This is a genomic window from Halorubrum sp. F4, from assembly GCF_027257195.1.
In the GTDB taxonomy this organism is placed as follows: Archaea; Halobacteriota; Halobacteria; order Halobacteriales; family Haloferacaceae; genus Halorubrum.
Window position 1 is genome coordinate 1 of the sequence record NZ_JAPDFS010000012.1, and the last position, 21,061, is coordinate 21,061.

19 protein-coding genes are annotated in these 21,061 nt (G+C 69.9%); 8 read left to right on the top strand and 11 right to left on the bottom strand.

Translation table 11 applies throughout. The features are described from left to right. Window positions 1-84: 84 nt before the first annotated feature. Window positions 85-1,134 (bottom strand): DUF5784 family protein, encoded by a 1,050-nt coding sequence (locus OKW78_RS14965; protein WP_281195866.1) that lies wholly within the window; start codon window positions 1,132-1,134, stop codon window positions 85-87. Window positions 1,135-1,284: 150 nt separating this feature from the next. Between OKW78_RS14965 and OKW78_RS14970 the strand changes: the two genes are divergently transcribed. Next, window positions 1,285-1,452 (top strand): DUF5786 family protein, encoded by a 168-nt coding sequence (locus OKW78_RS14970; protein WP_221929814.1) that lies wholly within the window; start codon window positions 1,285-1,287, stop codon window positions 1,450-1,452. A gap of 34 nt (window positions 1,453-1,486) precedes the next feature. Here OKW78_RS14970 and OKW78_RS14975 read toward each other — a convergent pair whose 3' ends face one another. Both OKW78_RS14975 and OKW78_RS14980 read right to left on the bottom strand, forming a co-directional pair. After that, window positions 1,487-2,161, bottom strand: coding sequence for a hypothetical protein (locus OKW78_RS14975; protein ID WP_281195867.1), 675 nt, complete (start codon window positions 2,159-2,161; stop codon window positions 1,487-1,489). Further along, window positions 2,158-3,099 (bottom strand): NAD(P)H-binding protein, encoded by a 942-nt coding sequence (locus tag OKW78_RS14980; protein WP_281195868.1) that lies wholly within the window; start codon window positions 3,097-3,099, stop codon window positions 2,158-2,160. Before OKW78_RS14980 ends, OKW78_RS14975 begins: the two co-directional genes overlap by 4 nt. Before the next feature lie 125 nt (window positions 3,100-3,224). On the opposite strand from OKW78_RS14980, the gene OKW78_RS14985 reads away from it, so the two are divergent. From OKW78_RS14985 to OKW78_RS15000, 4 genes are read left to right on the top strand one after another with little or no spacing between them, the layout of a single operon-like run. Further along, window positions 3,225-4,136 carry an MBL fold metallo-hydrolase gene (locus OKW78_RS14985; protein WP_281195869.1) on the top strand — a complete coding sequence of 304 codons (912 nt, stop codon included), beginning with the start codon at window positions 3,225-3,227 and terminating at the stop codon, window positions 4,134-4,136. 29 nt (window positions 4,137-4,165) lie between these two features. After that, window positions 4,166-4,771 (top strand): hypothetical protein, encoded by a 606-nt coding sequence (locus OKW78_RS14990; protein ID WP_281195870.1) that lies wholly within the window; start codon window positions 4,166-4,168, stop codon window positions 4,769-4,771. 4 nt (window positions 4,772-4,775) lie between these two features. After that, window positions 4,776-5,264 (top strand): hypothetical protein, encoded by a 489-nt coding sequence (locus OKW78_RS14995; protein ID WP_281195871.1) that lies wholly within the window; start codon window positions 4,776-4,778, stop codon window positions 5,262-5,264. Window positions 5,265-5,303: 39 nt separating this feature from the next. Then, window positions 5,304-5,936: a YigZ family protein gene (locus OKW78_RS15000; RefSeq protein WP_281195872.1), complete on the top strand. Its 633-nt coding sequence runs from the start codon at window positions 5,304-5,306 to the stop codon at window positions 5,934-5,936. Window positions 5,937-6,159: 223 nt separating this feature from the next. Here OKW78_RS15000 and OKW78_RS15005 read toward each other — a convergent pair whose 3' ends face one another. The 3 genes from OKW78_RS15005 to mutS form a co-directional block, all read right to left on the bottom strand. Continuing rightward, entirely contained in the window at window positions 6,160-7,779 is a 1,620-nt protein-coding gene (locus OKW78_RS15005) for a DNA-directed DNA polymerase II small subunit (RefSeq protein ID WP_281195873.1), read from the bottom strand. A 115-nt stretch (window positions 7,780-7,894) separates the two neighbouring features. Continuing rightward, complete coding sequence (mutL, locus tag OKW78_RS15010) at window positions 7,895-9,658, bottom strand: DNA mismatch repair endonuclease MutL (protein ID WP_281195874.1); 1,764 nt, start codon at window positions 9,656-9,658, stop codon at window positions 7,895-7,897. Further along, complete coding sequence (gene mutS / locus OKW78_RS15015; RefSeq protein ID WP_281195875.1) at window positions 9,648-12,545, bottom strand: DNA mismatch repair protein MutS; 2,898 nt, start codon at window positions 12,543-12,545, stop codon at window positions 9,648-9,650. The genes mutL and mutS overlap by 11 nt, the downstream gene beginning before the upstream one ends. 180 nt (window positions 12,546-12,725) lie before the next feature. Here mutS and OKW78_RS15020 point away from each other — a divergent pair, with 180 nt between their 5' ends. Further along, the gene (locus tag OKW78_RS15020; RefSeq protein WP_281195876.1) at window positions 12,726-13,283 is read left to right on the top strand and encodes a J domain-containing protein; all 558 of its coding nucleotides are present in this window, start codon (window positions 12,726-12,728) and stop codon (window positions 13,281-13,283) included. A 55-nt stretch (window positions 13,284-13,338) separates the two neighbouring features. On the opposite strand, the gene OKW78_RS15025 is transcribed toward OKW78_RS15020, so the two are convergent. Continuing rightward, on the bottom strand, window positions 13,339-14,016 hold the full coding sequence (locus tag OKW78_RS15025; RefSeq protein WP_281195877.1) for a molybdenum cofactor guanylyltransferase: 678 nt from the start codon (window positions 14,014-14,016) through the stop codon (window positions 13,339-13,341). Window positions 14,017-14,200: 184 nt separating this feature from the next. On the opposite strand from OKW78_RS15025, the gene pdxS reads away from it, so the two are divergent. After that, entirely contained in the window at window positions 14,201-15,109 is a 909-nt protein-coding gene (pdxS, locus tag OKW78_RS15030) for a pyridoxal 5'-phosphate synthase lyase subunit PdxS (protein WP_281195878.1), read from the top strand. Window positions 15,110-15,289: 180 nt separating this feature from the next. Here the strand turns inward: pdxS and OKW78_RS15035 are convergent, their stop codons facing one another. From OKW78_RS15035 to OKW78_RS15045, 3 genes are read right to left on the bottom strand one after another with little or no spacing between them, the layout of a single operon-like run. Next, entirely contained in the window at window positions 15,290-16,054 is a 765-nt protein-coding gene (locus OKW78_RS15035; RefSeq protein ID WP_281195879.1) for a phosphate ABC transporter ATP-binding protein, read from the bottom strand. Next, the gene (locus tag OKW78_RS15040; RefSeq protein ID WP_281195880.1) at window positions 16,054-16,821 is read right to left on the bottom strand and encodes an ABC transporter permease; all 768 of its coding nucleotides are present in this window, start codon (window positions 16,819-16,821) and stop codon (window positions 16,054-16,056) included. Before OKW78_RS15040 ends, OKW78_RS15035 begins: the two co-directional genes overlap by 1 nt. A 2-nt stretch (window positions 16,822-16,823) precedes the next feature. Next, window positions 16,824-17,750 (bottom strand): substrate-binding domain-containing protein, encoded by a 927-nt coding sequence (locus OKW78_RS15045; RefSeq protein WP_281195881.1) that lies wholly within the window; start codon window positions 17,748-17,750, stop codon window positions 16,824-16,826. 361 nt (window positions 17,751-18,111) lie between these two features. On the opposite strand from OKW78_RS15045, the gene OKW78_RS15050 reads away from it, so the two are divergent. Further along, window positions 18,112-19,098: a GTPase gene (locus tag OKW78_RS15050; RefSeq protein WP_281195882.1), complete on the top strand. Its 987-nt coding sequence runs from the start codon at window positions 18,112-18,114 to the stop codon at window positions 19,096-19,098. Between the two features lie 36 nt (window positions 19,099-19,134). Here the strand turns inward: OKW78_RS15050 and OKW78_RS15055 are convergent. Beyond that, a partial coding sequence (locus OKW78_RS15055) for a formate/nitrite transporter family protein (protein ID WP_281195883.1) occupies window positions 19,135-21,061 on the bottom strand: 1,927 nt, incomplete at its 5' end.

Here is a 21,061-nt window from a genome sequence, read left to right on the forward strand (position 1 = left end):
AGGGAACCCGACGTTCACGAGAGCGGAGCTCTCGTGCAGCCCATCAGAAATCTCCGATTTCTGAGGACGAGAAAAAGGTGGAGTTCAGTCGATCCACTCGACGGCCGGAGAGAGGTCGAGCGGCACCGACCCCTTCCGGTAGGCCTCGATCCCGCCGTTCGGTCGGGCACGGAGGACGACCGCGGGTCGGTGGCGGACGTCCGGACGCGCGGTGCGGACCGCGGCCCAGTCGTCGTCGGGGAACGACGAGCAGTCGACGAACAGCGTCGCGCCGCCGCCGTGTGCCTCCAGCTGGCCGCTGGTCTTGGTCTCGACGGTGTCGCGGACGGCGGCGACGGGATCGCTCGCCGAGCGGGTCGCGACCGGCTGCGGTCGAGTGACCTCGACGAGCGAGGCGGTTCCCGTGTCGGGATCGGTCGCGCGGAAGTCGAGCGAGTGGCCCGTCGTCACCTCGATCTCGGGCGTGATCTCGTAGCCGGCCTCGGAGATGAGCTTCGCGGCCGTGAACTCCGCGATGGTCGCGCTCATGCGAACGAGGTCCATCGAGGTCGACGTGCCGAGCTTGCCCGCCATCGTCTCGCGGTACTCGTCGAGGATCCCCGGCCGGAGCAGGTCTTCGACGTAGCCGGTCCCCGCCTCGCGGGTCGCGTCGGGAAAGCCGGCCGCGTGGTCGCGGAAGAACGCCCGGGTCGTCTCCGCGCCGTCCTTCGAGCAGAACACCGGCAGGAAGAACCACGAGACGTGCGGGTAGTCCGCGAGCCACAGCTCGTCGTCGTGAAGGCCGGCGAGCAGTTCGCGTTGCGCCCACCGCGCGACTGGATAGGGTACCTCGTCGAAGCCGTACTTCTCCGTCCGCCAGAGGTCGCTCGGCGTCTCCGTGTTGCCGAGCCAGTAGCCGACCCGCCCGCCGTTCGCGCCCGCGGGCGGGTCGGGATCGTCGTCCGTCCAACAGAACAGCGCCCACGACCCGTCCCCCATGTCGAACCGCCGGGCCTCGTAGCGTCCGGGCGGCTTGAACCACGGGTCGCTCGCGGTCGCGCCGAGGTTCTCGTCGAGCGGGCGTTCGATCCGCGAACGAACCCGGTTTCCGTCCCACCGGCCGGGTGCGCGCCTGAATCGGAGCGGTTGTGCCACGTTCCCGCTACCGCGTGGCTCGGCTAAGGGTTTCCGGTGGACCGACCGAAACCGTGGAGACTGGCCGATAAATAACAGTCATATGAAACGAAAGTGGATCCGCCGACAGGTATATGTACGGGAGTTGCTAAGTGAAGGCGTACCATGTCAATGGGTGCCTACGATGAGGCGGAACACGAGCGTCGTGAGCAGAAGACGAGCGCGGTTGACGCCGATTTCGATGCCGAGCGACCGGAGTATTCGGGCTCGCTCACGTACGACTCCGGCGACTCCGCGGAGGCACTCCTCGACAAGTTCCAGGAGATGAAAGGAGAGTAACGAGATCGGCTTTTTCAGGATGTTCGCTCGACGGTCAGCTCCCGGTGAGGAGGATCGCCGCGGAACAGACGAGCGCAACGGCGAGAACGTGGCCGACGACCGCGCCGAGCAGGATCGGCTCCTCGAGGAGGAACGGAACCAGTCCCAGCTGTATCGCCGAGAAGGCGACGTTCTCCGCGTCGAGACGGCGAGCGATCGCGGCGTCCTCCGCGGACAGTTCGACGTGGACGGCCCGCCAGAGCGCGACGACCGCGCTCCACCAGGAGGTGCCGATCCGGTAGGTGAGATCCCAGAGGACGAGCAGGGTGACGTACACGACCGGTGCGGGCGGACGCACGCCGAACAGCCGTTCGAGCAGCGCCCCGTCCCAGACGAAGAGGTACGTCACGAGCGCGATGAACGCGAGCACGCCCAACACGATCTCGATGCTCGATCCGAACAGCAACCGCTTGTGCTCCGCCGGCGTCGACAGCAGCCGGCTCTTCGCGCCGAGCCGGTGCATCTCGACGCTGCCGATCGCCGCCACGACCACCGCGACCGTCCCGGCGATGACCGCGTTCCACAGCCCGTAGTACCAGCCGAGAACGAGGACGGCCGCCTCGAAGAGGGCGAACTGGACGGCGACGGCGGCCCGTCGCGAGATCGAGAGCCCGGGAATTCCGCCGACGAGGCTCTCGTACACCCACGTCTCTCCGTAGTGACGACTCACGGAGACGCCCCCGTCCCGGGGACGACGGCTCCTCCCGCATCGTCCTCTCCATCGAGCGCGCGGGCGACGGCGAGATCGAACGGGGTCAGTTCGACGGGGACCAGATCGCGGAGCCGGTCGTCCTCGACGACGACCGTGTTGCGGAGCCCCTCGACGAGCGAGCGGGCGAGATACGGGTCCACGTCGGTGACGAGCCGGAGCCACCGGGCGGACAACCCCGGACTCAACACGGGCATCCGAACGATCCGGAGGTCGTGACCGAACTGCCGCCGGGTCCGCCGGAGGATCTCCGCGTACGTCAGCACCTCCGGACCGCCGATCTCGTAGGTTTCACCGGCAGTTTCGGGGACTTCGAGCGTTCCCGCGAGGTACGCCACCACGTCGTCGATCGCGATCGGCTGACAGAGCGTGTCGACCCACTTGGGCGTGACCATCACCGGGAGCCGACCCGCGAGCCCGCGGATCACCTCGAAGCTGGCGCTGCCCGCGCCGATCACGATCGCGGCCCGCAGCGTCGTCAACGCGTACGACCCCCCCGCGAGGACGCGCTCGACCTCGCGGCGCGATCGGAGATGCTCGGAGAGACCGTCGCGGTCCTCGCCGAGTCCACCGAGGTAAACGACCCGGGAGACTCCGGCGGCGGACGCCGCGTCGGCGAAGTTGCGCGCGCAGTTCCGGTCCCGTTCCTCGTAGCCGGGGCCGCCGTCCATCGAGTGAACGAGGTAGTAGGCGGCGTCGACGGGCTCGCCGTCGATCCGGAGCGCCGGCGGGAGGGTCTCCGACTCCAGCAGGTCCCCTTCGACGACGTCGACGTCCTCCGGCGGGGTGTAACCGTCGGCGTCACGGACGAGAGTGACGACCTCGTGGCCGCGGTCGAGCAGCGCCGGGACGAGCCGGCGTCCGACGAACCCGGTCGCGCCGGTAACGAGAACGCGCATACCGAGTGGAGGGCCGCCGCGACCATAAGCCCCCGTACGCGTCGAAAGACCGGAGCGGATCGGGAGTCGTCGACGGGAATGACGACAACCGATCCCTAAAAGACCCTGGCCGTCGGCGGATGGGTATGAACGCTGGCGAGTTCGAACCGGTACGCGGCGTGCCGGACCTCTATTTCCACGACACGGGGATGTTCGACACCGACGGGTACGGATCGGTGTACGTGTACGACGCCGAGCGCCCCGCCGTGATCGACACCGGTACGGGGGCGAACCGCGAGGCGCTGTTCGAGACGATCGACTCGGTCGGGATCGGCCGGGAGGAGCTCGCGTGGATCCTCCCGACGCACGCCCACCTCGACCACGCTGGAGGAGCCGGACACCTGGCGGCGCGGTACCCGAACGCCGAGGTCGCGCTCCCCGAGCGGGGAGTGCGACACCTCGTCGATCCGGAGGCGCTCGTCGCCGGGACGAAGTCGGCGGTCCGCGACCAGTGGCAGTACTACGACGAGCCCGAACCCGTCCCCGAGGATCGGATCGCGGGACTCGCGGACGGTGACCGGATCGATCTCGGCGACCGCGAACTCGTCGTCCACGAGGCTCCCGGGCACGCCCCCCACCACGCGGTGTATCACGACCCCGACGCGGGCGTCGTGTTCACCGCGGACGCGGCGGGGATCTACGTGCCCGACGTCGACGAGGTCCGCCAGACGTCGCCGCCGCCGCAGTTCGACCTCGACCAGTGTCTCCGCGATCTCGAGGCGATCGCCGATCTGGACCCGGAACACCTCTGTTTCGGCCACTTCGGTCCGCGCGAGTACGACCGTGGGCTGATCGAGGAGGCGAAGCGGGCGTACGTCGAGTGGGTCGAGGCGGTCCGCGCCAAACGCGAGGAGTTGGCCGACGACGAGGCGGTCGTCGAGCACTTCGAGGAGACGAGCACCGACATCGAGTTCTGGAACCCCGAGCGCGCCCGCGCCGAGGCGAACCTGAACGCCCGCGGCGTCCTGGCGTTCTTAGACCGGGGAGAAACGCCCTAAACCCCCCGTCACCTAGGGGGCGCCAACCGATGGGAATCTTCGATACGATCCGCGCCGTGCTCGGGACCAGCGCCGAGACGGACGCGACCCGCGAGGCCGACCCCGAGGACCTCTTCGGGATGTCGACGGCGTACGTGACGATGGAGGCGGACCTCGGCTACGACCACGTCGGCGAGGCCGCGTTGTGTTTCTCCGGAGTCGACAGCACCCGCTTCGACGACGCCGTCTCGATGGTCGAGGAGATCCTCGCGGCCGGCGAGATCGAGACCGGAACGGGCTTTCACCGCCACGAGGACGACCACGGCTACCACTGGTTCGTCCTCGAGGACGACGATCCCGAGGACCTCGTGACGAGCGTCCACTTCGCGGCCGACCAGTTCATGGAGGAAGGGTTCGGCTCGCGGCTCCTCGCGGCCGTCTTCGGATTCGAGCGGGACGACGGCCGGGCGTACTGGATCTACTCGTTCCGACGTGGGGCGTACTACCCGTTCGCGCCCGACGGGACGGGCGACCGGAACCAGCGCGTCGAGTTCAAACTCCAGTCCGTCCTCGACGGCGAACTGGGACTCGAGGACGACGAGTCCTACTGGTACCCCTTGTGGCCCGACGCCTCCGGCCGCCATCCCTGGGAGTGATCGGATGGCGGAAGACGGACATCGGACGGCCGCATCCGGGCGTTCAGCGGAAAACGGCCGCAAGCGGGTTCTCCGGATCGTGGCCGTCCAGGCGGCCGCAGTGAGCGCGGCGGTCCACCTGCTGTGGGCGTGGCCGCGGCTGGCCGAGCCGAACGACCCGCGGCCGTACCTCTTCGTCCTCGCGGCCGCCTTCACCGTGGTCGTCGCGGCCGCGACGCTTCGCGCCGACGAGTACCGGCGGCTGTACGCACTCGGCGCGGGCACGCTCACCGCGTATCCCGTCGGATACGTCGCCTGGCACGGCGGAGCGACGGTCGCGGCGCTCGCGGCCGATCCGCTGGCGATCGTCGGGAAGACGGCCGAAGTCGTCGGCACGGTCGCGTTCCTGGCGCTCTATCGGCTCGCGCCGCCGACGAGCGTCGTCGTGGCACGTCGAACGGGCGACGAGGTGGAAGGCGACGGGCCGGAAGGCGGCGAGCCGGACGACGAGTGACCGACACGTCTTATTAGCCGAGCCCCGGATCGACGGGTAGTGAGCGACACCTACCGCACGGTCGCGGGACGGGCGACGGCGACGTTCGAGGTCCGCGGCTCGGAGTTCCTCGGCCACGTCGCGCCCGCGGACACCGTCGAGGAGGCCGAGGCGTTCGTCGAGGCCGTCAGGGCCGAGTACGCGGACGCGACCCACAACGTTCCGGCCTACCGGGTGCCCGCGGGCGAGGCGTCCGAGCGATCGCCCGGGACGAGCGTGATGCTCCGGGAGTACGCCGACGACGACGGCGAGCCGAGCGGCTCGGCCGGGAAGCCGGCGCTGAACGTCCTCCAGAAGCGGGACGTTCGGAACGTCGTTGGCGTGGTCACGCGGTACTACGGCGGGACGAACCTCGGGGTGGGCGGACTCGCCCGCGCGTACTCCCGGGCGGTCAAGGACGCGGTCGACGAGGCAGGGGTGGTCGAGGAGCGGCCGCACCGGCGGTTGGTCGTGTCGACCGACTACGACGACTCCGGAACGGTCCGGGGCGTGATCGAGTCCACGGGCGTCGAGTTCGACGCCGACTACGACGAGCGGGTCCTCTTCGAGCTGCGCGTGCCGGTAGCGGACGTCGAGGCGCTACGCGAGCGGCTCAACGACGCGACGAGCGGACGCGTCGAGATCGACCGTTGAGCGGCGAGGGAACCGCGTATCGGGCGGTGAGGGACGGTCGAGTCGGATGGCGAGGATACGTCGAGCCGCGTGATGAGGCGGCATGGCGAACAGGCGACGCGGTTCGTCGGAGAGGATCGGGTCCCGCGGCGGGGCGTCGCGCTCCATCGAGTTCGCCGCGGGCGGCGGTCAGGTCACGTCGGGGGTGGCCGCGGCATCGTGGATAAAGCTCGGGAACGGGGGACTAGGTGAACTTCCGGACGGTCATCTCGAGGGTATCGAGGTCGAGGATCGGCGCGTAGCCGGCGTCGGGATCGATGTTGACGGACTTCTGGAAGTCGGTCTGTGCCTGCCAGCAGCCGGAGTTGACCGCGAGCACGTCGTGGTACTTCCCCCAGCCGAGCTTGTGGACGTGGCCGGTGTGGAACACGTCCGGCACGTCGTCGATCACGAGGTAGTCGCGCTCCTCGGGGGCCACGCGGGTGTGCCCGCCGAACTGCGGGGCGACGTGTCGCTTCTTGAGGAGCTGGTACATCGCCTTGTGGGGCTCGTCGTAGCTGGCCTTCTCCTCGGGGAGTTCGGCGATGACCTCGTCGAGCGAGACGCCGTGATACATCAGCACGTCGACGCCCTCGACGGAGACCGTCGCGGGGTTCGAGACGATCCGCGCGTCGTGGACGTCCATGATGGAGCGGATCTCCTCTGAGAACCCGGGCTGAGGCTCCGCGAGCCGGACGGCGTCGTGGTTGCCGGGGATCATCACGATCTCCGTGTCGGCCGGAACCTCCTTGAGGTACTCCGCGAACAGCTCGTACTGCTCGTAGATGTCGACGACGTCGAGTTCCTCGTCCTGGTCGGGATACACGCCGACGCCCTCGACCATGTCACCCGCGAGGAGCAGATACTCGACCGGCTCGGCCTCGGGCGTGTGGAGCCAGTCGGTGAATCGGCTCCAGGCGTCGGCGATGAACTCCTGGCTCCCGACGTGGACGTCGGAGATCAGCGCGGCCTGGACGTGGCGGTCGGCCCCGCCGATGACGCGCGTGCGCGGGACGTCGGGAAAATGGAGCGAGTCCGCGAAGAGGATCCCCGAGTCGTCGGCGAGCGTCCCCTCGATCGCGAGACACTCGTCCATGAGGATCTCGTCGACGACGTCCGCGAGGCCCTTGTCCTTCATCACGAGCGCGGGGAACGTCCCGGTGGTGTCCTCGAGCTCGATCAGCCAGTGGCCCGACTTGGTGGAGCGCACGTCGTTGACCAAGCCGATCATCGCGGCGTCGCTGCCGCCGGGCATGTCCGCGATCGCCTCGGCCGGCCGGTGGTTGACGCGGCCGCGCAGGAGGGCGGAAAGCCGCTCGTACCGGTCGCGGAACGTCCGGACGAAGTCGGCGTACTCGCCGGTTCCCGTGCTGTGACCGGTCATGTCGTTGCCGACCTCGAGAGCGCGGCGGGACGGATCCCGGTCGTGAGGGGTGTCGGCGTGGTCCGCGGACCGCTCGGCGGCGACGGTGCCCGCGGTCGGCCCGTCCGCGGTCGGTTCGCTCGTATCCGTCACCCCTGACCCCTTCGTTTCAACTGGAGATCCCGCGGATTCGGCGTCGCTAACCGGCGGTCCGTCGCCCGAAGCGGCGGGTTCGGACGGATCGTCCGATCCCCTCTGGCGCGTGGGTCCGTGGTCGTCGAGAGCCGTCCGGACGTGTCCGGTCGTGATCCGGAGCGCGTCGTCGGGGGCGGCCTCGACCGCGGCCTCGATCGCCGCGGCGGCGTCGTCGGCGCCGGCCAGGAGGGTTACCGCCTCGCGTTCGGCGTTGTACCCGCGGCTGGCGAGTTCGCTCACGATCCGTGCGTTCGACTCCAGCGGCACGAGACGAGGAAGGAGGGAACGGGGCAAAACGGTTCCGGAGCGAGCACCGAACGGAACGCCGATCCCGACGGCTACCGATCTCGCTCGATCCCGCTACCGGATCCACTCGATCCCGCTACCGGTCCCGCTCGAACCCGGCTGTGAACGTCGCCTCGTCCATCGAGAGGACCGTCGGGCGGCCGTGCGGACACGCGAACGGTCGCTCGCACTCACCGAGGCGATCGAGCAGCGCACGGATCGCTGACCGGTCGATCGCGTCGCCCCGCTTCAGAGACGGATGACACGCCAGGTCGGCCAGGAGCCGTTCCCGTGCATCACGCGGCGTCTCCCCCCCGGAGAGCGCCGCGAGGACGTCGCGGAGGGTTTCCGGATCGGCGGTCCAGCCGAACGGGGCCGGAACCGTCCGTACCCGGACCGTCCCGCCGCCGAACGGCTCGGTTTCGAACCCGAGCGCGGCGACCGTCTCGGCGTGCGCCTCCGCGGTCGCGGCCTCCCCGGCCGACAGCGACAGCGTCGCCGGGGGATCGATCTCGGCGGTCGGGACCGGATCGTCCGCGAACGCGCGGGCGAGCCGCTCGTAGTTCACGCGCTCGTGGGCGGCGTGTGTATCGATCACGAGCAATTCGTCGCCCGATTCGACCAGCGCGTAGAGGTCGCGAAACGTCCCGATCGGCTCCGCGTCCGCGAACGTCCCCTCGCGGGAGCCGTCCGCCTCGCCGACCGGCTCGAGCGCGGTCTCGAGGTCGGTGGCGACGTCCGCCTTCCGCCGGAGGTCCGCGCCGGTGAGCGCGTCGGCGACGACCGACTCGACCGCGTCCGCGACCGCGTCGGCGTCGCGGAGCCCCACCTCGCGTTTCGCCGGGTGGACGTTCGGGTCGACGCGTCCGGGCGGAACCGCGACGTCGACGGCGGCGACCGGCTCGCGGCCGTCGGGCAGCAGCCGGTCGTATCCCGCCCGCACCGCGCCCGCGAGCCGGTCGTCGCGCACGGGGCGACCGTTCACCGAGATCCGGAGGTGATCGCTTCCGGATCGGGTGACGGAGGGGTACGCAAGCGCGCCGGAAACGCCGATGTTCGCCGTCTCCTCCGCACCGCCGTCCGCTGCTCCGCTCCCGCCGACGTCGACCGCGACGCTCGCCGACACCTCGGTCGAACGGCTCGCCGTCTCCCGGTCGTAGACGCCGAAGAGCGCGTCCGTGACGTCGGTTCCCGGCGTCGACAGCGTCGTCGACCCGTCGTGCTCGAGCGTGAAGGCGACGTCCGGGTTCGCGAGCGCGTAGTCGGCGATCAGTCGGGAGACCCGCGTGAACTCCGCACGCGTGCCGGCGAGCGACTCCCGCCGGGCGGGTCGGGTCGCGAAGAGGTCGTGGACGACGACGGTAGTGCCGCGAGCGCGGCCGGCGTCGGTTACCTCGGGCTCCTCGTTCGCGTCATTTCGAGGATCGACGACGACCCGCGTTCCGACCGCGCCGCCGTCGTTGGTCGTCACCTCGAGGCGGGCGGCGTCGGCGACCGCCGCGAGCGCCTCCCCGCGGAACCCGAGCGAGGCGACGCCGACCGGATCGCCGTCAGGGGCGAGCTTGCTCGTCGCGTGCCGCTCGACCGCGAGCCGAGCGTCCGCTCGGTCCATCCCGCGACCGTCGTCGGCGACCCGGATCCGGTCGGTGCCGTCGCCGTCGACCGCGATCTCGACCCGGGAAGCGTCAGCGTCGAGCGCGTTGTCGACCAGTTCGGCGACGACTCGTGCAGGGCGAGTGATCACTTCTCCAGCGGCGATCCGGTCGACCGTGTCGGGATCGAGTCGGCGGACGTGGTCGGGACTCTCACCGTCCGCGTCGCTCTCGGCGTTCCCCGCCTCGGGTTTCCGTTCAGCCGTCATGGTTCTCGAGCCGGTTCTGGAGGTCGTGAAGGGCGTTCAACGCCTCGATCGGGGTCGTGCGCGCGAGGTCCAGCTCGCGCAGCTCCGTGGCGACCGACGGCGGGAGGTCGCCCGTCGAGTCACCGGACTGCTCGACGCCGGACTCCGCGTCGGAGTCGGGAGCGGGAGCGTCCGCCGGCTCGATCGCCGGGAGGTCCTCGGCCTCCTCCTCCGCGAGGAACTCGCGGAGCGAGACGTCCTCCGCGTCGGGACTCGTTTCGGTGTCGGATTCGTTTTCCGCGTCGGAAGTGATCTCGGCGTCGGGAGCGGTCTCCGCGTCGGAGTCGGTCTCGGCGACGAGGTCGCGCGAGCGCTCGACGACCGGAGCGGGTACGCCGGCGAGTTCGGCCACCTCGACCCCGTACGACGAGGAGGACGCGCCGGGGACGACTCGGTGGAGGAACGTCACCTCCCCGCTCTCGCGGGTGGCGGTGAAGTGGAGGTTGAACGCGCGCTCGCGCTCCGCGGCGAGGTCCGTGAGGTCGTGGTAGTGGGTGGCAAACAAGGTGGTCGCGCCCAGCTCGTCGTGGACGAACTCCGCCGCCGCGCGGGCGATGGCGCGGCCGTCGGTGGTGGCGGTGCCGCGGCCGACCTCGTCCAGCAGGACGAGCGAGTCTGGCCCGGCGTCGTGGAGGATCTCCGTCAGCTCGCTCATCTCGCGCATGAACGTCGACTGGCCGCCGGCGATGTCGTCGGAGGCGCCGACGCGGGTGAACAGCCGGGAGAAGACCGGGAGTCGAGCCGCCTGCGCGGGGACGAACGACCCGACCTGTGCGAGCACGACCGACAGCGCCACCCCCCGCATGTACGTCGACTTCCCGCTCATGTTCGGTCCCGTGATCACCGCGATCGATCCGCGGGGGAGGTCGGCGTCGTTCGGGACGAACGAGTCCTCGGTCCGCTCGACGACCGGGTGGCGGCCGCCCTCGATCTCGATGCCCGCGTCGGGGTCGTCGACGACCTCGGGACGGACGTAGTCGTTCGCGACCGCGACCGACGCGAGCGACGCCAGCGCGTCCAGCTCGGCGAGCGCGTCCGCGAGCGCCTGGACCCGCTCGGTCTCCTCGGCGACGCGGTCGCGGACCTCGACGAACAGCTCGTACTCCAGGGAGTCGGCGCGCTCGGCGGCCCCCACGATCTCCTCTTCCCGCTCCTTCAGCGCAGGCGTGTAGTAGCGCTCGCTGTTCTTCAACGTCTGCCGGCGACGGTAGTCGTCGGGCACCCGGTCGAGGTTGGCGTCGGTCACCTCGATGTAGTAGCCGTGGACCTGGTTGTGGCCGACCGACAGCGAGTCGATCCCGGTGCGCTCGCGCTCGCTCGCCTCCAGGTCGGCGATCCACTCGCGCCCCTCCCGCTCGGTCGACCGCAGGGCGTCGAGGTCGTCGTCGAACCCCGCACGGATCACGCCCCCCTCGGTGATCTCCTGGGGCGGGTCCGTCGCGATCGCCGAATCGATCAGTTCGCGGACCTCCGCGAGTTCGTCGAGCCGGTCGGAGAGGGCACGGAGGTGATCGGTTCGAAGGAGATCCTCGCCCTCCTCGTCCTCCCCGCCGTCCCCGCCCGCAGCCAGCGTCGCCTTCAGCTCCGGGACGACCGCGAGCGTGGCGTGAAGCGACCGGAGGTCGCGGGCGTCCGCGCGGCCGCGAGAGACCCGGCCGACGAGCCGCTCGAGGTCGTAGGCGGTCGCGAGCGCGTCCCCGATACCCTCACGGACCAGCGTCCGGTCCGCGAGTTCGCCGACCGCGTCGTGACGCGACCGGATCGCCTCCGCGTCGACGAGTGGGCGACGGAGCCACCGCTCGAGACACCGCCGGCCGAGCGCGCAGTTCGTCGAGTCGAGGACGTCGAACAGCGTGTCGCTCGCGCCGAGCCCGCGGTTCTCGAACAGTTCGAGGCTACGCTGGGCCGCCGCGTCCAGCCGCAGCCGGTCGCGGGGGTCGTACCGCCGGACCCGCGAGACGTACTCGAGCGGGCCGTCGTCGCCCTGCGTGTACTCCGCGTACGCTAACACCGCGCCCGCGGCGCGCAGCTCCGCGTCCCCGCCGAACCGACGTTCCGGTGCAGAGACGTACGGCTCCAGCCGGCCGAGCGCGGCCGACCGATCGAAGACGGCGGGGTCGTGGCCGTGGACCGTCCGGTCCGGGTCGCCGGCTGCCGGATCGAAGCCGACGGGAGCGCGATCGAGGTCGGCGGCGGGGTCGTCGTGGCCGAGATCATCGCGGCCGGAGTCATCGATCCCGGGTCCGACGATCACCTCCGCGGGCGCGATCCGGTCGAGCTCCTCGGCGACCGTCCCCGGATCGCCCGCGGTGACGAGACACTCCCCGGTGGCGACGTCGACGGCGGCGAGCCCGAGCGTCGGTGCCGAGTCGTGGTCGTCGCCGGCGGCGGGTCCCTCGCGCGTCACCGCCGCGACGTAGTTGGTCGTTCCCGACTCGAGGAGGTCGTCCTCGACGACGGTTCCCGGCGTGATCACCTCCGTCACGGCGCGGTCGACGAGCCCGGAGGCCGCCTCGGCGTCCTCGACCTGGTCGCCGATCGCGACGCGGTAGCCGGCGTCCAAAAGCGCCTCGAGGTAGGAGGCGGCGTTGTCGATCGGGATCCCCGCCATCGGGTAGTCGCCGGTCGAGTCGGACCGTTCGGTGAGCGTCACCTCGCACACGCGCGCGACAGCCTCGGCCGCCTCGCAGAACGCCTCGTAGAAGTCCCCGACCTGGAAGAGAACGATGGCGTCCTCGTGGGTGGCACACAGCTCCGCGTACTGCGAGAGCATCGGCGTGAGCTCCTCGCGGGCCGCCGCGATCCCGGGCGGAACCCCCGTGACCGTCTCCCGGTCCGCCGTTGACATACCCGCAAGCGGGTCGCCCGCGAACATAAACGACACGGGCCGGGAGACGAGCGACGCACGGCACGGGCCGACGGGGAGGCGACGGTCGACGCGAACGGACCGGTGGACGACACCGACGGATCGGCGGCAGCGGGGACCCTCTCCCGGGAGCCTTACGGTTCTGGAACCCCCAGTACGGCCGTGACGAACCGCACCGTCCTCGTCGGGCTGGCGGCGACGTTCGTCGGGCTGACGGCGCTCCTCGTCGTCGCCGGCGTCGTCGTCAACCCCCTGCTGTTGGCGGTCGCCGTCCCGTTCGGAGTCACGGCGTACCTCATGTGGTTCCACGCCAGCGGCCGGCTCCGCGAGCGGATCCGCCGCGAGGCCGACCGTCTCGGGCCGACGGAGCGCGATCGCGCCCGACAGCGCGCCCGCGCCGCGGAGAACCGCCGTGACGCGTATCGCGGCGCCGGAGCGGGCGGGTCACGCGCCGAACCCGGCGGACGAACTGGAGCCGACGCATCACGGTCCGGCCGGTTCGGAGGCGGCACCCGCGACCCCCGCGATCGCGCACCCGCCACGAACGGCATGTCCGTGCGGGAGGCATACGCGGTCCTCGATCTCGATCCGAGCGCGGACGACGAGACCGTCCGGTCCGCGTACCGCGAGCGGGCCAAACGGCTCCACCCCGACGGCGAGGACGGCGACGAGGAGGCGTTCAAGGAGCTGAACCGCGCGTACGATGTCCTGACGGACTGAAGCGGGGACACGGCCAGGGAAAACTGAAGCGGGGCACGGCCGGGGAAGGAGCGTGTCAGACGTACTCGGCGAGACGCGTCTCCGCCGCCTCGAACTCCTCCCGGGTGTTGACGTTCGTGAAGGTGTGTTCCGTCGTCCGCTCGCGTATCGTCGCGTCGTCGACGCGGACGACGGACAACTCCTCGACGGCGGCGAGGATCTTGCCGTCGCCGCGGGCGAGCGCACGGTCGCAGGCGGCCGCCGTCTCGGCGGCGCAGTACACCGCCTGCGTCGTTTGAAACCACCGGTCGTCGAGCCGTGGGATCGCCGCGTCAGCGCCGGCGTCGGCCGCGTCCGAGAACAACGTCGCCGCGAACGAGGGGTCGACGAACGGGACGTCGCAGGCGACGACGAGCGCGTATTCGCCGGAGGCGGCCCGGCAGGCGTTGCGGATCCCCGCGAGCGGCCCGCGGTCCGGCTCGTCGTCGAGCGCCCACCGGATCGGGAGCGGATACCCCTCCAGCGCGTCGGCGATCGCGTCGCGCTGGTCCGGTCGGCAGTTCACCACGAGGTCGTCGACGACCGGGTCGCCGCCGGCGGCCCGCGACGCGCCCGGCGGCACCGGATCGTCGATGCTCGCGAGGCGGTTCGCGACCCGCCGGATCATCGGGACGCCCGCGAGCTCCGCGACGGACTTGTCCGCGTCGCCGAAGCGCGTCGACCGCCCGCCAGCGATGATGGCACCGGTCGGCATACGCGAGACCTCGCGGCCGACGGACTTCGAGTTTGCGGTGGCGGTCACGACGCCGAACCACTCCTCGTCACGCCGGAGACGGGCCGGACCGACCGCGTCTCCGAGCGGGTCGGAAACGGGGATCCGACGGCCGGTATTCCGGCGAAAGCGACCCGTTAAGTGGCCCGCGATACTATCGAATGCCATGCCCGAGCCTACGGATCTGGAGGAGCTGAAGCGGGGTACCGAGCTCGTCAAGCGCGGCTTCGCGCGGATGCAGAAGGGCGGCGTCATCATGGACGTCGTCACCCGCGAGCAGGCCCGCATCGCGGAGGACGCCGGCGCGGTCGCGGTGATGGCGCTCGAGGCCGTCCCGGCCGACATCCGAAAGCGCGGCGGCGTCGCCCGGATGCCCGACCCCGCGAACGTCGTCGAGATCATCGACGAGGTCTCCATTCCGGTGATGGGGAAGTCGCGGATCGGTCACCGCAAGGAGGCGGAGATCCTCGAGTCGCTCGGCGTCGACATGATCGACGAGTCGGAGGTGCTCACCCCCGCCGACGACGAGTACCACACCGACAAGCGCGACTTCGCCTCGCCGTTCGTCTGCGGCGCGCGGAACCTCCCCGAGGCGCTCCGCCGGATCCGCGAGGGCGCGGCCATGATCCGCACGAAGGGTGAGGCCGGCACCGGCGACGTCAACCAGGCGGTCAAACACCAGCGCACGATCAAGAACCAGATCCGGACGCTCTCGGGGCTCAACCACGAGGAGCGCGAGAAGTGGGCCCGCGAACACGGCGCGCCGCGCGATCTGGTCCACGAGACCGCCGAGGCCGGCCGGCTCCCGGTCGTCAACTTCGCGGCCGGCGGGATCGCGACGCCCGCGGACGCCGCGCTCATGATGTATCACGGCTGTGACGGCATCTTCGTCGGCTCCGGCATCTTCGGCGCGGAGGACCCCGTCGAGATGGGCAACGCGATCGTCGAGGCCGTCAACAACTGGGACGACCCCGACGAGCTCGCCGACATCGCGAGCGGGATCGGCAAGGGGATGAAGGGCCAGTCGAACGAGTCGCTCCCCGAGGAGGAGAAGCTCCAGGGCCGCGGCGTCTAGATCGGCGAAGGCACCATGGGGAGTGTGTCGTAGGGTGATCTACGAGTGGTCTTTTCGGTCCGTTAGATCGTGGATCGGCCGATGGATCCAGTCTGCATATCCACCTTTTTCTCGTCGGGTTCTCTCGTGCAGCCCATCAGAGATCTCCGATCTTTGAGGACGATGGAGAAAGTGGCCGCTTCAGTACACCAACTCGCCGTCGATGAACCGTCGTGTTCGGGAGTCTCGTGGCTCCTCGAACACCCGCTCGGTCGGGCCGACCTCCGAGATCCCTCCGTCGAGCAGCACCGCGACGCGGTCCGCGACCCGCTCCGCCTGGTGCATGTCGTGGGTCGCGACGACGACGCCGATCCCCCGGTCGCGAGCCTCGTCCATCGCCTCCTCGATGACCGCGGTGTTCCGCGGGTCCAGGTCCGACGTGGGTTCGTCGAGCAGCAGGACGTCGGGGTCGACCGCCAGCGCCCGGGCGAACGAGACCCGCTGGGCCTCGCCGCCCGACAGCGACTCCGCGTGCTGGTCCGTCTCGTCCGTCAATCCCACGACGTCGAGCGACTCCCGGACTGCCTCGGCGGTCCCGTTCCCCCCGACGACCGACCGGAGCCCCTCGCGCAGACGGTCGCCCCACGGCCTGCGGACGCGGAGGCCGTACTCGACGTTTCGGGCCACGGAGGCGTCGAAGAGGCTCGCCTCCTGAAAGACCATCCCGACGCGCCGCCGCAACGCGAGCCGTTCGGTCTCGTCGACGGCCCACGCGTCGGTTCCGTCGAGCGTGACCCTTCCCTCGTCGGGTTCGGAAGAGAGCGAGAGCAGCCGGAGCAGCGTGGTTTTCCCGACGCCGGACGGGCCGATGACGGCGACGATCTCGCCGGCGTCGACGTCGAGAGAGAGCTCCCGCAGGACGGTCTCGCCCCCGTACGACTTCGAGACGCCGGTCGCGCGGAGCATCACTGAACCCCCCGGTCGCCGAAGCGGACGACCACGGCGTTGACCGCCAACACGAGCACGACGAGGACCGCGCCGAGCACCATCGCGGTCTCGTACTGTCCCTGACGGGCCTCGAGCTGGATGGCCGTCGTCAGCGTCCGCGTCTTCGAGATCCCGTCCGCGCTCGTGATGTTGCCGCCGACGATGAGGACGGATCCCACCTCGCTGATGGCCCGCCCGAACCCGGCGAGGATCGCCGTCGCGATCCCGTATCGGGCCTCCTTGATCACGACCAGCGCCACGTCGAGACGCGTCCCGCCGAGCGCGCGTGCGGCGTCGCGAACCCCCCGGTCGACCCCGGAGACGGCCGCGAGACTGATCGCCGTGATCGGCGGCGTCGCGAGAACGAACTGCGACATGATCATCGCCTCCCGGGTGAACACCAGATCCAGCGACCCGAGCGGTCCCTGGTTGGAGACGGCGAAGAGGACGACGAGGCCGACGACCACGCTCGGAAACCCCATCCCCGTGTTGATCACCGACTTCACGAACCCCTTGCCCGGGAAGTCGGTGAGCCCGAGGACGACCGCGATCGGGACGCTGAAGAGCGTACTCAGGGTCACGGCGACGAGGCTCACGTACAGCGAGACGTAGACGATGCTCGAGACGTACCCCTCCCTGAACGGGAGGTCGAGGAGCGTCGGGAAGCCGAGGAGCGTCGAGAGGTCAACGAGCGCCGGGGAAGCCGAGAGCGCCACGATCGCCTGCGTAGCCGATTCGAACGGCATGTTCACGCGTCGGCGTCGTCGCCACTCCAGCCTTCCGGAACGTACTGCCCGAAGTTCGGGTCCTCGGAGACCGCCTCCGGGAAGAACAGCTGTTCGCCGTCCACCTGATAACTCGAGATGGCCTTCTGCGTTCCGGGGCTCGTGATCCACCCGATGTACGCCATCGCGAGGTCGTAGTTGGCGTTCCCGTGGACGCCGGGATTGGCAGCCATGATCCCGTAGGGATTCGCCAGGATCTCCGGGCCGTCCTCGATCGGTCCTTGAACGAGGACGGCCAGGTCGATCTCCGACCGCTGTGAGATGAACGTTCCCCGGTCCGCGAGCGTGTATGCGCCCTGTTGATCGGCGACGTTCAACGCCTCGCCCATCCCGGTCCCGGTCTCCTGGTACCAGTCGCCGCCGGGTTCGGTTCCCGCGGCCTCCCAGAGGTTGCGCTCCTTGGTGTGGGTTCCGGAGTCGTCCCCGCGGGAGACGAACGCCGCCCCGGCGTCGGCGACGGCGGTAAGCGCCTCCGTCGCGGAGTCCATCCCCTCGATCCCGGCCGGGTCGTCCTCGGGGCCGACGATCACGAAGTCGTTGAACATCAGGTCGCGCCGGTTGATCCCGTATCCCTCACGCATGAACTCGTCCTCGAGCCCGCGGGCGTGGACCATCACCACGTCGGCGTTGCCGTTCCGACCCGACTCCAGCGCCGCGCCGGTCCCCCGAGCGACCGCGTCGACGGTCACGCCGTACATCCCCTCGAAGTCGCCGTGGATCTCGTCGAGTAGCCCCGTGTCGTACGTGCTCGTCGTGGTCGTGAGCGTGAGCGTCTCGCCCGTCACGCCCGCGCTCTCCTCCTCGCCGCCCCCCAGTCCCGAACAGCCGGCGAGTCCGGCGACTGCGCCCGCCCCCAGCGCCGTGAGGACTCCCCGACGTTGTATCGTCATAGACACATCGATGAGTCCGATCCCAAAATAGGTTGTGGTCGGACGAAACCGGATATGAGAACTTCATCCCGACGGCGTTCGAAGGGGAAAGGGAAACTCTTGGATACCGAAACGAGACGCGGAAACGCTCAGTCACGTGATCTCACACCACCTTAGTCGTCATCGGCTCCCGTCGATCCGTCGTTGCTCGGTACGATCGATGTAATTGGAATAAGTTACTCGGGCGACAGCGATGGTCGTCGCGCCCGCGACGCGGGACGGTCGGCCTCGATCCCGTCCGCAACCGCCCGATCCGTGTCTCGTGGTGTCGCGGGGCCTCGAAACGGACGCGCTTATACGCCTCGGCCGGGTATTTCGGGGCATGATATTCGAGGGCCTCCCGACGACCCCCCGTTCGGAGGAGCTCGTCGACAAGGCGTTCTCGCGGGCGGCCCGCGCCGGTCGCGCGAAGCGCGGCCACGAGGCCCAGGAGTCGATGCTGCGGACGGCCGGCAACGTGCTCTCGGACAACCTCGAGAACGTGGTCGTCTCCTGGCCCGACTTCGGCTTCGACGTCGACCCGTTCTACTACGAGCTCGCCGACGCCATCGTCGACGTCGACCGCCTCCGACAGGCGCTCTCGCAGGTGATGTGGGCGAGCCGGCAGATCGAGTCGCTCCGCGACGAGTACACGACGAAGATCCGTAACTCCGACGTCGACGCCGCGCGGAAACACCGGAAACAGGCGTTCGCCCGCATGGCGGACGTGATGGACCAGATCGAGGACGACCTCCGGTACATCGGCGACTCCCGCGACGACCTGCGCGACCTGCCCGACATCCGACCCGACGAGCCCGCGATCGTCGTCGCCGGCTACCCCAACGTCGGCAAGTCGTCGTTCGTCAACCGGGTCACCCGCGCGTCGAACGAGATCGCGGAGTACCCGTTCACGACCCGCGGCGTCCACGTCGGCCACTTCGAGCGCGACCACGTCCGCTACCAGATCGTCGACACGCCCGGGCTGCTCGACCGGCCCGAGGACGAGCGCAACGACATCGAGCGGCAGGCGGTGAGCGCCCTCGAACACCTCGCGGACGTCGTCCTCTTCGTGCTCGACCCCTCCGGCGACTGCGGCTACCCCCTCGACGTCCAGCTCGAGCTCCGCGAGGAGGTCCGGGCGCTCTTCGACGAGTCGATCCCGCTTCTCACCGTCGCGAACAAACACGACCGGTTCGACGCAGTGCGCGCCGAGGCGGTCGACGCGACGATGAGCGTCACCGAAGAGGAGAACGTCGAGCGAGTTCTCGACATGGCCGTCGAGGCAGCCGCCTTCGAGCCGGACCTCCCGACGCGCGACCCCGAGGAGTAGCCGCGTCTCGGGGGGAGCCTACGGCGTCGGGTTCGTTCACTTCGAGTCCGTTCTGCCCTCCTCGTTGCCGTTGTCCTCGTCCTCGTCACCGTCGTTTCCATCTTCGTCGTCTTCGTCGTCCCCGTCGTCGTGATCCGTGATCACTGCCGGCTCCGGCGGGCGGTCGTCCTCGTCGTCCTCGTCGGGGTCGTCGTGATCGGTGACGATCGCGGCCTCCGACGGCTCGTCGTTGCCTCCTTCGTTCTCGTCGTCCCGATCGTCGTCGCCCTCGTCGGGATCCACCCTCTCGGCGTCGTCGCCACGGTCCCTGCGGACGTCAGTCCCGCTCGATCCGTCGGGATCGCGTTCGACGGCTCCGTTCGGCGGACCGGTCTCCCGCCGTCCCGAGCCGAACAGGCGGTCGAAGATCGATCGGCGACTCGGCCGTTCGGCGAGCAGCACCGAGCAGTCCACGTCGTGGATCACGTCGAGGTGGAGCGAGTTCGAAACCAGTCGCGAGAGCAGCCCCTTCTCGGTCGCGCCGATGACCACGAGCGTGTGCTCTCTCGCCTCCCGGACGATCGCCGCCTCGACATCCCCGCCGTCGTCGACGATCCGGTCGGCGTCGCCAACGTCGTTCTCGTCGGCCCACGCCGCGAGGAACCGTTCGCCATGCTCGCGGTCCTCCGGGCCGTCGACGACGTGGAGCAGCGTCACCTCGGAACCGGCGGTTCGCGAGAGCACGCTCGCGACCTCCGCGCCCAGCCGCGAGTCCGGCCCGCCGGAGGTGGGTAAGAGCACCCGCGAAGTGTCCAGGTCGGTCTCGCTCAGGATGAGGAAGTCACACGGGAGTTGGTTCGTGAGCTCGTCGATCGGGCGCTCCGCGCGGGCGGCGTTCCAGAGCTGGTCCTCGCCCCACCCCATCAACACCGCCTCCGGGCGGGTCCGGCGGGCCATGTTGAACACCTCCTCGAAGGAGCGGTGTGAGACCACCGTCGAGGTGGAGACGTCGACGTCGTACTCCTCCGCGGTCTCGCGGAGTCCCGCCATCCCCTCCTCGGAGACGTCGGCGATCCGCCCCGCCCCCGCCGACAACGACATTCGCTCGGGGGCCTGGACGACGTGAACGATGTGGACGACCCCGTCCTCGTGGTCGCTCGCGAGCCGGCTCGCGAGCTCGACGATCGGTCCGTCGGTCCGCGGGTTCGAGATGGGAACCATGATCCGGTGGCCCTCGCTCGCGAACAGCGTCGCCTCCGTGGAGTCGAGAATGGGAACGTACGACCGCCCCGCGGCCCGGCCGAGCAGCCACTCGGGCACGGTGAGCCGACGGTTCATTCCCTCGAAACGCGCCTCCTCGAGCCGCTCCTCGCTGGTCTGGAAGTAGTTGACCAGGGTGACGAGCACCACGCCGCCGATCGTGTTCCCGAGGAGCACCGGTAGGACGAACCCGATCACCCCGTCGTACAGGGTGATCCCGCCGCTGTAGACGCCGAGAGTCCCGGCGAACAGCAGGTACATCACCTCGGTGAACGAGATGACGACGTGGTAGAGGTTCCCGAGCGGGATCGCGAGGAACGCGAGGTAGACGACGAGCAGTCGGGTGACGGAGTCCGTGGAGGCGAACCCGACCCAGACCACGCCGGCGACGATCAGTCCCGCGACGGCGGCCTTGAAGAAGAGCGGCCAGAACCCGACGTCGAACCCGCTACTGGAGACGTAGATGGCCGCGTCGACGCTGTCCCCGGAGAAGACGCCGCCGTACGAGAGCACGAGCGCGCCGACCGCGCCGCCGACGAAGTTCCCCGCGAGGACGATCCCCCAGTGGCGCAGAAGCGTCGGGACGCTCGCGAGCCGCTCGAGCGTCAACGCCACCGGCGGCAGGGTGTTCTCCGTGTACAGCTGGTAGCCGCCGATGATGATGTAGATGAACCCCAGCGGATACAACAGGACGCTCAAGATCGGATGCCCGTCGGTCGCGGCG

Excerpts from the sequence above, each read along its gene's own strand:
- OKW78_RS14970 (WP_221929814.1), top strand. The coding sequence starts at position 1,285 with ATGGGTGCCTACGATGAGGCGGAACACGAGCGTCGTGAGCAGAAGACG.
- OKW78_RS14980 (WP_281195868.1), bottom strand. The coding sequence starts at position 3,099 with ATGCGCGTTCTCGTTACCGGCGCGACCGGGTTCGTCGGACGCCGGCTC.
- OKW78_RS14985 (WP_281195869.1), top strand. The coding sequence starts at position 3,225 with ATGAACGCTGGCGAGTTCGAACCGGTACGCGGCGTGCCGGACCTCTAT.
- OKW78_RS14990 (WP_281195870.1), top strand. The coding sequence starts at position 4,166 with ATGGGAATCTTCGATACGATCCGCGCCGTGCTCGGGACCAGCGCCGAG.
- OKW78_RS14995 (WP_281195871.1), top strand. The coding sequence starts at position 4,776 with ATGGCGGAAGACGGACATCGGACGGCCGCATCCGGGCGTTCAGCGGAA.
- mutL (WP_281195874.1), bottom strand. The coding sequence starts at position 9,658 with ATGACGGCTGAACGGAAACCCGAGGCGGGGAACGCCGAGAGCGACGCG.
- mutS (WP_281195875.1), bottom strand. The coding sequence starts at position 12,545 with ATGTCAACGGCGGACCGGGAGACGGTCACGGGGGTTCCGCCCGGGATC.
- OKW78_RS15025 (WP_281195877.1), bottom strand. The coding sequence starts at position 14,016 with ATGCCGACCGGTGCCATCATCGCTGGCGGGCGGTCGACGCGCTTCGGC.
- pdxS (WP_281195878.1), top strand. The coding sequence starts at position 14,201 with ATGCCCGAGCCTACGGATCTGGAGGAGCTGAAGCGGGGTACCGAGCTC.
- OKW78_RS15035 (WP_281195879.1), bottom strand. The coding sequence starts at position 16,054 with ATGCTCCGCGCGACCGGCGTCTCGAAGTCGTACGGGGGCGAGACCGTC.
- OKW78_RS15040 (WP_281195880.1), bottom strand. The coding sequence starts at position 16,821 with ATGCCGTTCGAATCGGCTACGCAGGCGATCGTGGCGCTCTCGGCTTCC.
- OKW78_RS15045 (WP_281195881.1), bottom strand. The coding sequence starts at position 17,750 with ATGACGATACAACGTCGGGGAGTCCTCACGGCGCTGGGGGCGGGCGCA.
- OKW78_RS15050 (WP_281195882.1), top strand. The coding sequence starts at position 18,112 with ATGATATTCGAGGGCCTCCCGACGACCCCCCGTTCGGAGGAGCTCGTC.